Raw genomic sequence first — 12,494 nt, 5'->3', positions numbered from 1 at the left:
CGACGCCGTCTGGTACTGCCAGGACCGCTTCAAGCCACGGTTCATGGTCGACCTGGCGACGCTCACCGGGGCGATCATCGTCGCGCTGGGCCACGACTATGCTGGCCTGTTCTCCAATAACGACGAGCTGTCGGGCGCCCTGCTGGCGGCCTCGGCGGCGGAGGGCGAGCCGCTGTGGCGCATGCCGCTGCCGGATCAGTACAACCGGCAGATCGACTCCCTGATCGCAGACGTCAAGAACACCGGTGGCCGGCCGGGCGGCTCGATCACGGCGGCGTTGTTCATCCAGAAGTTCGTCAACGGCCTGCCCTGGGCGCACCTCGACATCGCTTCGGTCGCCTGGAAGAAGCCTTCGAGCGTGCCGACCATTCCCGAAGGCGCGACGGGCTTCGGCGTGCGGCTGCTGAACCGGATGGTCGCCGACCGCTACGAAGCCTGAGGCTCCGCGCGTGGCGCGCTTCGTCCTGCTGCACAGTCCGCTTCTCGGCCCTGCGAGCTGGCGGCCCACGGCCGAGGCGCTGAGGGCCAGGGGTCAGGTTGCGGAGACGCCGGCCTGGCCGGCGCTCGCGGGCCTCGGCGGGAGCTTCTACCCGGCCCTGGCCGACGGCATGGCCGGGCGGCTGGGTGCGGGCGAGGCCCCCATCCTGGTCGCCCACAGCGGGGCCGGCGCGCTGGTTCCGGCGCTGGCGGCGAGGCTCGAGGCGGTGCGCGGCGTGATCTTCGCCGACGCGATCCTGCCGCACCCGGGCCGAAGCTGGTTCGACACCGCGCCCGAGGACCTGGGGCGCCAGCTCCGCGCCGCGGGCCGCGACGGCTGGCTTCCCGTCTGGGACGCCTGGTGGCCGCCCGGCGCGCTCGAGCGGCTCGTGCCCGACGACGGACTCCGCGCCGCGCTGCTGGGCGAGATCGCCCCGCCGCCCACCGGCTACTTCGAGGAGGTCGCGCCGGATCAGCCGCTGGAGCTTCCGGCGGCCTACCTCAAGCTCAGCGGCGCCTACGAGGACGAGGCGGAGGCGGCGACCCGCCTCGGCTGGCCGGTGATCCGGCTGCCGCTCGATCACCTGGCGCCGCTCACCCGGCCGCAGCCCGTGGCTGCGGCCCTGGAGAGCCTGGCGGTCAGATTGGGCGGCTAGCCTCTCGGGCCGCTTGGGTGTTCGTTGGGCCTGACGGGCTGTGGATGGAAGCTGAGGAGGGCGCCGTGCAGGAGGTCGCGACAGGATTCGGTCTAATCGAGGGTCCGCTCTGGGATCCGGCCAAGGGCCTCTATTTCAGCGATGTCCCGAATGGCGGCGTGCACCTTCTCGACCGGGCGGGCGAGGTCTCGCTCGCCGTGCCCCGGCGGCGCGGCATCGGCGGCGTCGCCCTGCACGCCGGCGGCGGGCTGATCGTGGGCGGCCGCGACGTGGCCTACGTGGATTTTTCCGGCGCGCCGCCGAAGCCGATCCTGACCCAGGCGGCGATCCCGGGCGCGACCGGGTTCAACGACCTGACCACCGACGCGGCGGGACGGGTCTATGTGGGATCGCTGGCCTTCCGGGTGTTCGGCGGCGAGGAGCCGCAGCCGGGCGCCTTGCACGTGATCGACCTGGACGGCGGCATGCGCACCCTGTCCGGCGGGGTCATGCTGACCAACGGGCTCGGCTTCTCGCCCGACGGCCGGCGGCTCTACCACTCGGACTCGCGCGCCTCGCTGGTCCGCGTCTACGACGTGAGCGACGACGGCTCGGTGGGCGAATGGCGGCCGTTCGCCAGGTTCGAGGAGGGCGGGGTTCCGGACGGGCTGAAGGTCGCCGCCGATGGCTCCGTGTGGGTCGCCGACGCCCGGCGCGGGCGCGTGGCGGTGTTCGAGCCGGACGGGACGCATCGGCGGGACCTGGCCCTCCCGCTGCCGATGGTGACGAGCCTGTGCTTCGGGGGCGACGACCTGCGGGACCTCTACATCGTCACCGGCTCCGACGGCGGCCCGCGGGAGAACTGCGGGACGGTGTTCCGGCTCCGCGTGGAGACGCCAGGCCTGCCGCTGCCGCCCGCCCGGGTGGCGATACCCTAGACGCGCGCGCTCCAGGCCTGCGCCAGGCCCGCGAGGGCGAGGATCAACAGGGCGAGGCTCGCCAGCATGCCGATCTGGAAGCCCCGACCGCGGCGCTCCGGCGCGGCCATGTAGCCGCTCGAGTAGACCAGCCGCCCCGCGATCCAGACCAGGCCGGCGGCGGCCGGAGCCCAGGTGAAGCTCCGCAGGAATACCGTGGAGAGCCACAGCAGCGGAAGGAAGATGATCAGCTGCTCCATGGTGTTCATCTGCACCCGGTAGGCGCGTTCGAATTCCGGGTGGCCGCTCACCGCCGGCGCCTCGACGCCGTGGCGATGCCGCATCATTCCGACCCGAAACCCCATCCAGAAGGTGACCAGCAGGGCGATGATCGTGACCGCGCCGCTCAGCACGGCGCCTGTGGTGATGGTCATGGAGTCCCCCCGATCCGCAGGGCGGCGAATCGCCCCACGAGACAATACTCCCGGTGCTCTGCGGAATCGTCAGTCACGAACAAGGCCCCGGAGCTTCCGGGGCCTTGCCGCGCAACCAGCGGCCCGATGGAGAGCGCCCTTCCGGACGTCAATAGCCGCGCTTGTTGAACGGTCGGCAACGGCCAAGGTTCCACCACTCTCGGCGTGTCGCGCGGACCTCGTTCATCATGCTCGTGCACGGTGTGGAAACCCAAAATTTTCTACAACAGGTTGCATAGCGCGGGTCGCCGCAGGGCGCTCGGGCGTGGAGGAGCGAATGCGGGGGATTCTGAACGGCCGCCTCGGCCGGCGGCAGTACTGGGCCATTCTGGCCGCCAACGCCCTGGTCTGCGTCGGCGCGGCGCTGGTCCTCGAGCTGCCGTCGGGCGCGGCGGCGAGCCTTGTCTGGCTGGCGATGGCGGCGGGGCGCCTGCACGACCTGGGCCGCAGCGGCTGGTGGGCGGCTGGACTGCTCGTGTTCGAGGCGGGCGCGGTGACGGCCGCATCGACGGTGGGGCCGTTGATGGTGGCGCCCATCGCCTACCTTGGCGCATTGCTGCTGGTCGCCTGCAGCCTCTGGCTCGGGGTCGCGGAAGGGGAGCCCGGCGAGAACCGCTTCGGGCCGCCGCCTGGGAACGGAAGGGCCAGTCGGACCACGCCGGTCTAGCCTTTCGGCGGCGCGTCAACGCGCCACGGGAACGGCTGTCGCGGCCGTGGGTTGATGATGCGCAGCGGCCAGGATTCGTCCGAGACGCCGCAGCAGGGCCCCGCCGCGCCGCGAGCGCGACGGGGCCTCGTCATTTCGACGCGGCGGGCCGGCCACGCTGGCGCTTTCGGCGATTCCGCCGCATTGACGCCAAACCGCTGGGTTCGACTGATTTCCGGGCATCGAGGGAGGCAGCCATGCTGCGGGGACTTTCCCGCCTGATCACCCGCCCGGCGGCGGGTCCCGTCGCATCGCTGGCGGCGATCGCCCTGGCCGGAGCGCTGGTCGGCAGCCTGGTGAACGCCCACCAGGAGCAGCGCTTCCTCAAGGCGCGGATCGCGGCGCTTGCGACCCAGGACGCCTCCGAGCTGCAGGCGGAGCTGATCAGTTGTCGCGCCACGGCCAGGAGCTACGAAGCGCAAGTCGCCGTCGCGGGCCCAGCGCCCGCCGATCCCCGATGGCAAGCGGCGCGCACCCCTGCCGGCCGGCGCAGGATCGCCGCCGACCTGGTCACGCGCCCACCGGCCGGCATCGATCTCTGCGCGCGGATGGAGAGCGCCGACCAGGCGGTGATGAAGGCGCTTGACCGGAAATGACCCGGCCCGGGGCGCTCGTCACGAGCCTGGCGGCGGCCCTCGCGGCGAGCGGCTGCGCCCGGTGGCCCGCTCGGCCGCTGGCCGGGATCCCGGAGCCCGCCGCCCCGCCTCCGCCCGTGGAGAAGGTGGTCCGCATTCGCGTCCCGGTCCCGGTCCCCATCAAATGTGTGCCCGAGGATCTCGGACCCCCGCCAGTCTACCCGGACAACGACCAGGCGCTGCGCGCCGCCGGCGGGGCGGCCGATCGCTACCAGCTGCTGGCGGCGGGACGGATCCTGCGCGACGAGCGCCTCGGGAAGCTGGAAGAGGTGGTGCGCAGATGCCGCCAGGCCGCGCACCCGCCGACGCCCTAGTGCTAATGAGGCGCTGCAATCTGCCTCTCTAGCCTATTGAAAAAGCTGAGCTATGACTGGACGAATTTGCAAGGCGCGGCGGAACGCAAGCCGCGCCGCACCCGTTTCATCGCCATGCCGAAGTACTATTTCCACACCGAGGACGGACGGCGATATCCGGACGAGGACGGGACGGACCTGCCGGACCTCGAAGCCGCGCGGCTGAAGGCGACCCGCATCCTGGCGGAGTTGCTCAAGGAGCAGCCGAGGGAGCTCCTGGAGACGGGGCGTCTGCGCGTGGAGGTGACGGACGAACACCGGCGCAGGGTGCTGGCGGTCGCCGCTTCCCTGAATTCCGAGGTGGCTTGAGCTCTGCTGTGGCGCCGATGCCGCAGCCGGCGAGCCGTACGTAATGCGCGGGATCGAGGGCCGGCTTTCGGCGTTTCGCTCGCATAGAGAACGGTCAAGCCGATCTGGCCCGCCTGGTTGCGCAGTTGCGGCGCGCGGTGATCGCGACCGAACTGCATCGCGGTCGACCGCCCGAGCGGCGCGCGCGGCGGGAGCGCCGGACGCGCGACGAAAGCTGACCAGCAGCCTGGATCGGCTCGCCAGCGCGCCGAACAGGTTGTCAGCCCTGGTCCGGCAAGGCGGCTTCGGCGAGATCGAGCCAGGCCTCGACGATGCCGCAGAGCGCGGCGCGCTCCAGGTCGGTTGTGGCCATGGCGAGGAGTTGGAGAGCCTCCTCCGCGCGGCTGGCATAGCGCAGGGCTGCGGTCTCCCCTCGGCTCAGCGTCGCTCCGCCAGCAGGCCTGCGGACGGCCGGAAATCGCTCGATCTTGGCCGACATCTCGGCCCTCCGATCAGGCGCGAGCGCACGCAAGCGCCGCTCCGTCACCGGCCGCCCTGATCCATGTTCCGATGACGTGGAAACGGTATCTCGGAATTGGCCTTCCGTCGCGCGGAATCGGGGTCCGGGCCCAGCGGTGCGTGCCCAACGCGGCGGACTAGGCTAGAACGACGCCATGGCCGAGGGCGCGTGCGAGGTCTGGTTCTATCACCTGGAGCGGACCGGGCTCGACCAGGCGCTCCCGGAGCTTCTCGAGAAGACCCTGCAGCGGGGCTGGAAGGCGCTGGTGCGCAGCGCCGCGCCCGAGCGCATCGAGCACCTCGACGGATGGCTGTGGACCTACCGGGACGACAGTTTCCTGCCGCACGCCGCGGCGGGCGAGCCGAACGAGGGGCGACAGCCCGTGCTGCTGACCACCGGCTTCGATAACCCGAACGGCGCCGAGGCCCTGTTCCTCGTGGACGGCGCCGAGCCGGGGGAGCTTACCGCCTTCACCCGCTGTCTGGTGCTGTTCGACGGCGCCCACGAGGGCCAGTTGGCGGCGGCGCGGTCGCTCTGGAGCCGGCTCAAGGGAGCGGGGCTTTCGCTCGCCTACTGGAAGCAGCAGGCCCGCGGCTGGGAGAAGCAAGCGTGAGCGGCCGGCTCGCGGCCGGCGCGGGGCTCCTGCTTCTGCTCGCCGCCTGCTCGACCGCGCCGGAGGATCGTGAGCCCGTCCCGCCGGCCGCGCCCGCAGCGCAGGTCGCGCCGCCGCCCGAGCCGGCGCCGCCGGCCGTCCCGCCCGCGCCCGCGCCGCCGCGCGACGCCTGCGGCGCCTATGAGCTGCAGAACCTGATCGGTCGCCCGCGCACCGAGGTCCCGGTGCCGATCCATCCGGAGCGCCAGCGCGTCGCCTGCACGACCTGCCCGATCACCCAGGACTATGATCCGGCGCGGCTCAATTTCTTCTTCGACGCCCAGACCGGGCTGATCAGGCAGATCCGCTGCGGCTAGGCGGGGATCTTGAGCCCCAGCTCCCGCAAGAGGGCGAGCCAGGCGGCCCGGCCCTGGGCGGCGTCGAACTTCTCCACCGCCGTGGCGCGGGCGGCGGCGCGCAGCGGCCTTGCAGCGTCGGGATCGCGGCAGGCGGCGATCAGGGCCTCGGAGAGGGCGGCGGTGTCGAAGAACGGCAGCAGCCGGCCGTTCACGCCGTCCTGGATGGCCTCGTGCAGGGGCGGGGTGTCGGATGCGATCACGTAGCAGCCGAGCGCCATCGCCTCGATGAGCGACCACGAGAGCACGAAGGGGTAGGTGTAGTAGACGTGCGCGGCCGACAGCCGGAGCGCGTCGTGCATGCGGGCGTGCGGAACCTCGCCCAGGAAGTGCACGCGCGCCGGGTCCAGCTCGAGCCCGCGGGTGCAATACTCGCGCCATGTGAGGCCGTCAGGAGGCGCGCCGGCGTAGCCGTGCCGCCCGTCGCGGCCGACGATCAGCACCTGCGCCTCGGGAACCTCGGCCAGCACCGGCGGCAAGGCGCGGGCGAAGACATGCATGCCGCGCATGGCCTCCAGGTTGCGGTTCACGTGGGTGATGACCGGCGTTCCCGGCGCGATCACGCGCCCGTCGTCCAGCACGAACGGCTCGGCCGCACCTGGCGCGATCGCCACCACATCGACGCCTTCGTGGATGACGCGCATCTTCGGCCGGAAGATGCCGGGGAGGGTCGAGGCCTGGAACTCGGTCGGGCAGACGATGGCGTCGGCCTCGCTCATGGCCAGGTTCATGGTCAGGTTCTTGGCCTTGAGCCGCAGCATGGCGAGCTCGTCGGGCGGCGGGAACTCCGGGTCGAAGCCTACGTCCAGGCCGGCCCGGTAGTAGAACTCCGGGAACAGCACCTGCCGCGCCTGCGGAAACACCTGGTCCAGGAACAGGGTCTCGCCCCAGCCCGTGTGGCCGATGATGACGTCGGGAACGAAACCCTCTTCCCGGGCGCGGCGTGCGGCGCGGTAGGTGAGTTCGCCGCGGATCAGATCCGACTCGGCGCGGACGGCAAGGGTGTAGATCCCCTCGGTGCTGCCGCGCGGCACCGAGTAGCGCAGCATGGCCACGCCGGGCGCGCCGGGCGCGTGCTTCTGGCCGAAGGCGACGCAGCGCACGCCCTTGGCCAGCAGCGCCCTCGCCAGGTCGCCGAACTGGCCCGGAAAGTTGTTGTGGACGAACAGCACGTTGCCCGGCATGGCGGTCTTCTGCCCGCGGCCGGTGCGCCTGTCACCCCCCGCGGTGGGCGCCGCGCGGTGGTGCGGATGAGAGGACTCGAACCTCCACGCCTCGCGGCGCTGGAACCTAAATCCAGTGCGTCTGCCAGTTCCGCCACATCCGCCTGCGATCTGCCATTGCGGGCGCGGACGGCGGCGTCAAGGCCGGAGGCGCCATTCCGGGCTTTGGGCTTGGAGCCCGCGGGCCTGCATGACATAAGGCGCGCTCGCGCCTCCCTGGATCTTTGACGGCGCCCGCCCTTTCGTCAGCACGGCCCTGCGCGGCGCCCCGCGCGCGGCACCGGAATCGCAAGAATGTCCATGCAAGTCGTTGAAAAATCTGGCGAAGGCCTGAGCCGCGTTTGGGGCGTGACGGTCCCTGTGCAGGACCTGGCCGACCGGCTGGAGGCGCGGATCGCCGAGATCACGCCGACGCTGCGCATCAAGGGCTTCCGGCCGGGCAAGGTGCCGACCGCCCACGTGCGCCGGCTCTACGGCAAGGCGCTGATGAGCGAGGTGGTCGAGCAGACGCTGTCGGAGAGCACCCAAAAGGTGCTGGAGGACAGCAAGGTGCGCCCCGCCGGCGAGCCGGACCTGAAGCCCGAGACCGACCTCGCCGAGGTCATCGAGGGCCGCGCGGACCTCGCCTACGAGATCGCCGTCGATGTGATGCCGGAGTTCGAGCCGGTCGATCCGGCCAAGCTCAGCCTGTCGCGTCCCGTTTACGAGCCCACCGACAAGGAGGTGGACGAGGCCCTTGACGAGCTGGCCAAGCAGAACCGCACCTACGAGGCCCGGACCGGCAAGTCCGTGAAGGCCAAGGACGGCGACATGGTGGTCATCGACTTCGTGGGCCGGATCGACGGAGCGCCGTTCGAGGGCGGCGCGGCGAGCGACGTGGAGCTGGTGCTGGGCTCGGGCCAGTTCATCCCCGGCTTCGAGGAGCAGCTCGTGGGCGCCAAACCCGAGAGCGAGCTCACCGTGAAGGTCACCTTCCCGGAAAATTACCAGGTCGAGGCGCTCAGGGGGAAGGACGCGGCGTTCGAGGTCACCGTGAAGGAGGTCAAGGCGCCGGTCGAGGCCAAGGCCGACGAGGCGCTGGCCGAGCGGCTGGGGGTCGAGAGCCTCGATAAGCTTCGTGAGCTGATCAAGACCAACCTCGAGCAGCAGTACGCCAGCGCCACCCGCTTCAAGCTCAAGCGCGCGCTGCTGGACCAGCTCGACGAGAAGCACGACTTCCCCCTGCCGCCCAAGATGGTGGAGGCCGAGTTCGCCTCGATCTGGCAGCAGGTGCAGCAGGACAAGGAAGCCGGCCAGCTGCCCGAGGACGACGCCAAGAAGACCGACGCCGAGCTGGAGGCCGAGTACCGCAAGATCGCCGAGCGGCGGGTGCGGCTGGGCCTCATCCTGGCCGAAGTCGGCCGCCGCAACGATGTGCAGGTGAGCGAGCAGGAGCTCGCCAACGCCATGCGCCAGGAGGCGCTGCGTTACGGGGCGCAGGCGCAGCAGGTGTTCGATCTGCTTCGCAACAACGCCAACGCCCAGGCGCAGCTGCGCGCGCCGATCTTCGAGGACAAGGTGGTCGACCTGATCGTCGAAAAGGCGAAGGTGAAGGACAAGAAGGTCTCGAAGGACGAGCTCCTCAAGGAAGAGGATCTGCCGGCCGGATACGGCGGCTGATCACTGACGGGGAAGTCCGCCCCCGCGTCTTCCCGATGGCCGCGACCGGTCGGGAGGGTCTGAAGGCCGCGTCCGCACCGCCGCCGCGCTCGTCTCCGGCGGCGCTCGCCGCATGCGAGCCGACGGCCCAGGCGCCGGACGCGCTGCTGAGGCGCCTGCTCCCCTCCCTCGGCGCAGCGGAACCGGAGGCGAAGTCGCGCATTGACAGCTAAGCTACGAACATTGTTGATAATTTGGCCACAATTGCCGCATATGGTGCGAGTGGGACTCTAGTCAAGGTTGCGCGTGATGTCGCTCGCCAGTGAGACCGTGACGCTCGCGGGGAGCGGCCTCGTCTTCGACAACAGCTACTCCGCGAACGTCACCGACGCCTATCGGAGCGCCATCGTCAGCGCCGAGAACTTCTTCCAGGCGCATTTCAGCAATGCGGTGACCATCACCGCCAATTTCGACCTCGCGCCGCTCGCCTCTGGGACCGCTGCGCACAACTCCTTCTTCACCATCCGCACCAGCTACGACGCCCTGGTGAGCGCGCTTCGGGCGCACGCGACCACGACGGACGACTTCGTGGCGGCAAGCGGCCTGCCGGGCTTCGATCCCTCCGGCGGCATCGGCTTCGAGGTGGCGACGCCGGAAGCGCGGATCCTGGGCCTGAGCAGCCTCACCAACGGCGAGGACGTCTCGGTCACGCTGAACAGCAACCTGTCCTGGAGCTTCGGCCAGGACGCCGTCGGGGCGATCGAGCACGAGATCTCGGAGGGCGCCTTCGGCCGCATCGAAAGCCTCGGCATCCAGGACACTCGCTGGGCGCCCCTCGATCTGTTCCGCTTCACGGCTTCCGGCGTCCGCGACTTCACCGGCGGGCGTGACGGGCTCATCACCTTCTTCGGCCTGGACGGGACGCATCTCAGCAATCTGGCGTTCCACAACGCCGTGAACGCCAGCGGCGTGGACGACGGCCAGGACCTCGGGGACTGGGCCTTCACCGTCGGCGACGCCTTCGGGCCCGGCGGTCCCGGCGACCCGGGCTCCGTCTCGGCCACCGACCTGCAGGTGCTCGACATCCTGGGCTGGACGCCAAGCGGCAGCTCCGGCGCGAGCGGGACGGCCAATGCGCCGACGCCTGGCGACGACCTGCTGAGCGCCCAGGCGGGCTTCACCGAGATCCATGCCGGCGCGGGCGACGACACCATCACCGGCTGGGCGGGCGGCGACTATCTGCGCGGCGACGACGGGAACGACTCCATCCAGGGCGGCTCGGGGTTCGACGACATCAACGGCAACAAGGGCGACGACGTCATCGACGGCGGCTCGGGCGGCGGCGACTGGCTGGTGGGCGGGCAGGGCAACGACCTGATCACCGCCCACGCGGGCCAGAACATCCTCTACGGCAACCTCGGGAACGACACCCTGAACGGGGGGTCCGGCGGCGAGCTGATGCGCGGCGGCCAGGGCGACGATTCCATCACCGGCGGGATCGGCAACGACTGGATCTCGGGGGACCGGGGCTCGGACACGATCACCGGCGGCGCGGGCGCGGATGTCTTCCACAGCTTCTCCGGCGCCGGGCTCGACGTGGTGCTCGACTTCCATGCCTGGGAAGGCGACCGGGTGCAGCTGGACCCGGGCACGATGCACACCGAGAGCCAGGTGGGCGCCGACGTCGTCATCGATATGACCGGAGGCGACGAGCTGATCCTCAGGAACGTGCAGCTCTCGACCCTGCCGCCGGGGTGGTTATTCACCGCCTGATTGCGGCCTCCTCGGCGTGGTCGGCCAGGATCATCGCCGCGCAGGCCGTCACCTTGCGTCCGGTCGGGATATGCAGGAATTCGTTCGGCCCGTGGGCGTTGGAGTGCGGCCCGAGCACACCGGTGATCACGAACTGAGCCTCGGGGAATTTCTCGCCCAGCATGCCGATGAAGGGGATCGTGCCGCCTTCCCCCATCAGCGCCGCCTCGCGCCCGAACGTGGCCTTTGAGGCGCGCTGCAGCGACCCCTCGAGCCAGGCGGCGAGCGGCGGCGCGTTCCAGCCGGAGCTCGCCTGGTTGGCGTCGAAGCGCACCTGCGCGCCCTGCGGGGGGTCCGCGGTCAAAGCCGCCGTGAGCGCCGTCTGCGCTCGGCCGGCATCCGCCGTGGGCGGCAGGCGGACGCTGAGCTTCAGGGTGGTCAGCGGGCGGAGCACGTTGCCGGCGCTCTGGGGTGGCGGCAGGCCCTCGGCGCCCACCACGGCGAGTTGCGGCCGCCAGGTGCGGTTCAGCACCAGCTCCACGCCGTCCATGGTCGGGGGACGGGTCGCGCCCGCGAACGGGAACTTGCGCCACAGGTCCTCGCCCAGCGCCGCGGCCGCCGCCTTGGCCTGGCCGATCCGCTCGGCCGGGACCTGCACGCGCAGCGCGTCCAGCCGGATCTCTCCGGTGGCCTCGTCCTCGATCCGCGACAGCAGCGCCCGAGCGATGCGGAAGCTGTCGGGAACCACGCCCGAGGCGTCGCCGGAATGGACGCCTTCCTCCAGCACCTCCACCGTGAGCAGCCCGCCCGCCAGGCCGCGCAGCGAAGTGGTCACCCAGAGCTGCTCGTAGTTGCCGCAGCCGGAGTCCAGGCAGATCACCAGCGACGGCGAGCCGATGCGTTCGGCCAGGTGGTCGACGTAGAACGGCAGGTCGTAGCTGCCGCTCTCCTCGCAGGCTTCGATCAGCACCACGCAGCGGGCCCGCTTCACGCCCTGCCGCTGCAGCGCCAGCAACGCGGCCGTCGAGGCATAGATGGCGTAGCCGTCATCGGCCCCGCCGCGGCCGTAGAGGCGCTCGTCCCGGATCACCGGCGTCCAGGGCCCGAGCCCCTCGGCCCAGCCGGTCATCTCCGGCTGCTTGTCGAGGTGACCGTAGAGCAGGACGGTGTCGTCGAGCTCGCCCGGGGCCTCGATCAGGATCACCGGCGTGCGGCCCTCGAGCCGCACCACCTCCAAGCTCGCGCCCGGGATCGCCTCGAGCTTGGCCTTCGCCCAGCGGACCATGTGCTCGACCGCGCGATCGATATGGCCCGAGGCCTGCCAGTCGGGATCGAAGTGCGGCGACTTCGCGGGAATGGCGATGTAGTCGACGAGCTCGGGAACGATCTCCTGAGTCCAGAGCTCGTCGAGGAAGGCGTTCAGGGCCGATGCGTCCACGTCAGGACCTCCGCGGCAGACGCGGGTCCTTTAGCGCGTGGGCGATGCGGGTTGGAAGGGCTCAGAGACCCCGCAGCCGGCGCAGCAGCTCGGCGTTCTCGATGCGGGCGCGGCGCTCGTTGATCTCCTGGAACAGGTTCACGGGATCGGCGTCCTCATCGAGCGGACCGCCCACGGCGTCGCGACGGATCGGGACCGCATCCGACGGGGGCGCATCGAAATGTTCGCTCGGGCCGAAGGCCATGGTCGATTCTCCCATGCCCGGTTCAGGGGCTCCCGCTTGTTAAGGTATCATTTACCTCCTGACGCGGCCAGCATGCCCTGGCCGTGAAATCCTGTTGCGCCGATCACGTTGGCTTGAGGCGATGCTGCCCCGGATCTTGGGAATTTCGCGCAACATGCGCTCCCTGCATGCGAAACCACGGAACAGC

General features: G+C 70.8%; 15 protein-coding genes, 1 tRNA gene and 1 pseudogene. 11 read left to right on the top strand and 6 right to left on the bottom strand.

Going from position 1 to position 12,494, the window contains the following annotated elements; all coding sequences use genetic code 11:
- The 3 genes and pseudogenes from VLI41_RS09460 to VLI41_RS09450 all read left to right on the top strand — a co-directional run.
- A pseudogene (locus VLI41_RS09460) lies at positions 1–439 on the top strand (leucyl aminopeptidase); the annotation flags it as partial.
- A gap of 10 nt (positions 440–449) precedes the next feature.
- A complete protein-coding gene (locus tag VLI41_RS09455; RefSeq protein WP_325267821.1) occupies positions 450–1,133 on the top strand; it encodes a hypothetical protein in 684 nt (227 codons plus the stop codon).
- A gap of 65 nt (positions 1,134–1,198) precedes the next feature.
- The gene (locus tag VLI41_RS09450; protein ID WP_325267820.1) at positions 1,199–2,050 is read left to right on the top strand and encodes an SMP-30/gluconolactonase/LRE family protein; all 852 of its coding nucleotides are present in this window, start codon (positions 1,199–1,201) and stop codon (positions 2,048–2,050) included.
- On the opposite strand, the gene VLI41_RS09445 is transcribed toward VLI41_RS09450, so the two are convergent.
- Positions 2,047–2,463: an MAPEG family protein gene (locus tag VLI41_RS09445; RefSeq protein WP_325267819.1), complete on the bottom strand. Its 417-nt coding sequence runs from the start codon at positions 2,461–2,463 to the stop codon at positions 2,047–2,049. The two genes, VLI41_RS09450 and VLI41_RS09445, sit on opposite strands and share 4 nt — an antisense overlap.
- A gap of 316 nt (positions 2,464–2,779) precedes the next feature.
- On the opposite strand from VLI41_RS09445, the gene VLI41_RS09440 reads away from it, so the two are divergent.
- The 4 genes from VLI41_RS09440 to VLI41_RS09425 all read left to right on the top strand — a co-directional run bounded on the left by VLI41_RS09440 (position 2,780) and on the right by VLI41_RS09425 (position 4,505).
- Positions 2,780–3,169, top strand: a complete 390-nt coding sequence (locus VLI41_RS09440; protein ID WP_325267818.1) for a DUF805 domain-containing protein — start codon at positions 2,780–2,782, stop codon at positions 3,167–3,169.
- Positions 3,170–3,405: 236 nt separating this feature from the next.
- Positions 3,406–3,804, top strand: coding sequence for a hypothetical protein (locus tag VLI41_RS09435; protein ID WP_325267817.1), 399 nt, complete (start codon positions 3,406–3,408; stop codon positions 3,802–3,804).
- Complete coding sequence (locus VLI41_RS09430) at positions 3,801–4,157, top strand: hypothetical protein (RefSeq protein WP_325267816.1); 357 nt, start codon at positions 3,801–3,803, stop codon at positions 4,155–4,157. The genes VLI41_RS09435 and VLI41_RS09430 overlap by 4 nt, the downstream gene beginning before the upstream one ends.
- A gap of 36 nt (positions 4,158–4,193) precedes the next feature.
- The gene (locus VLI41_RS09425) at positions 4,194–4,505 is read left to right on the top strand and encodes a DUF6894 family protein (protein ID WP_325267815.1); all 312 of its coding nucleotides are present in this window, start codon (positions 4,194–4,196) and stop codon (positions 4,503–4,505) included.
- A gap of 259 nt (positions 4,506–4,764) precedes the next feature.
- Here VLI41_RS09425 and VLI41_RS09420 read toward each other — a convergent pair whose 3' ends face one another.
- The gene (locus VLI41_RS09420; protein WP_325267814.1) at positions 4,765–4,983 is read right to left on the bottom strand and encodes a hypothetical protein; all 219 of its coding nucleotides are present in this window, start codon (positions 4,981–4,983) and stop codon (positions 4,765–4,767) included.
- A gap of 175 nt (positions 4,984–5,158) precedes the next feature.
- On the opposite strand from VLI41_RS09420, the gene VLI41_RS09415 reads away from it, so the two are divergent.
- Both VLI41_RS09415 and VLI41_RS09410 read left to right on the top strand, forming a co-directional pair.
- Positions 5,159–5,617 (top strand): DNA polymerase III subunit chi, encoded by a 459-nt coding sequence (locus VLI41_RS09415; protein WP_325267813.1) that lies wholly within the window; start codon positions 5,159–5,161, stop codon positions 5,615–5,617.
- Positions 5,614–5,973 carry a peptidase inhibitor I78 gene (locus tag VLI41_RS09410; protein WP_325267812.1) on the top strand — a complete coding sequence of 120 codons (360 nt, stop codon included), beginning with the start codon at positions 5,614–5,616 and terminating at the stop codon, positions 5,971–5,973. The genes VLI41_RS09415 and VLI41_RS09410 overlap by 4 nt, the downstream gene beginning before the upstream one ends.
- Here the strand turns inward: VLI41_RS09410 and VLI41_RS09405 are convergent.
- Both VLI41_RS09405 and VLI41_RS09400 read right to left on the bottom strand, forming a co-directional pair.
- Complete coding sequence (locus VLI41_RS09405; protein WP_325267811.1) at positions 5,970–7,196, bottom strand: glycosyltransferase; 1,227 nt, start codon at positions 7,194–7,196, stop codon at positions 5,970–5,972. The genes VLI41_RS09410 and VLI41_RS09405 overlap by 4 nt on opposite strands.
- A gap of 58 nt (positions 7,197–7,254) precedes the next feature.
- Positions 7,255–7,339 (bottom strand) — tRNA-Leu (locus VLI41_RS09400).
- A 196-nt stretch (positions 7,340–7,535) separates the two neighbouring features.
- Between VLI41_RS09400 and tig the strand changes: the two genes are divergently transcribed.
- Together tig and VLI41_RS09390 are read left to right on the top strand one after the other, a co-directional pair.
- A complete protein-coding gene (tig, locus tag VLI41_RS09395; protein WP_325267810.1) occupies positions 7,536–8,894 on the top strand; it encodes a trigger factor in 1,359 nt (452 codons plus the stop codon).
- 288 nt (positions 8,895–9,182) lie between these two features.
- Positions 9,183–10,646 (top strand): NF038122 family metalloprotease, encoded by a 1,464-nt coding sequence (locus tag VLI41_RS09390; protein ID WP_325267809.1) that lies wholly within the window; start codon positions 9,183–9,185, stop codon positions 10,644–10,646.
- On the opposite strand, the gene VLI41_RS09385 is transcribed toward VLI41_RS09390, so the two are convergent.
- Both VLI41_RS09385 and VLI41_RS09380 read right to left on the bottom strand, forming a co-directional pair.
- Positions 10,636–12,063, bottom strand: a complete 1,428-nt coding sequence (locus VLI41_RS09385; RefSeq protein ID WP_325267808.1) for a M20 family metallopeptidase — start codon at positions 12,061–12,063, stop codon at positions 10,636–10,638. The two genes, VLI41_RS09390 and VLI41_RS09385, sit on opposite strands and share 11 nt — an antisense overlap.
- 61 nt (positions 12,064–12,124) lie before the next feature.
- Positions 12,125–12,307 carry a hypothetical protein gene (locus tag VLI41_RS09380; RefSeq protein WP_325267807.1) on the bottom strand — a complete coding sequence of 61 codons (183 nt, stop codon included), beginning with the start codon at positions 12,305–12,307 and terminating at the stop codon, positions 12,125–12,127.
- Between the last annotated feature and the right edge of the window lie 187 nt (positions 12,308–12,494).

This window comes from Phenylobacterium sp. (genome assembly GCF_035475775.1).
In the GTDB taxonomy this organism is placed as follows: domain Bacteria; phylum Pseudomonadota; class Alphaproteobacteria; order Caulobacterales; family Caulobacteraceae; genus Phenylobacterium.
Note: the sequence above shows the minus strand (reverse complement) of the source record. Positions and strands in the feature narration are given on the sequence as shown.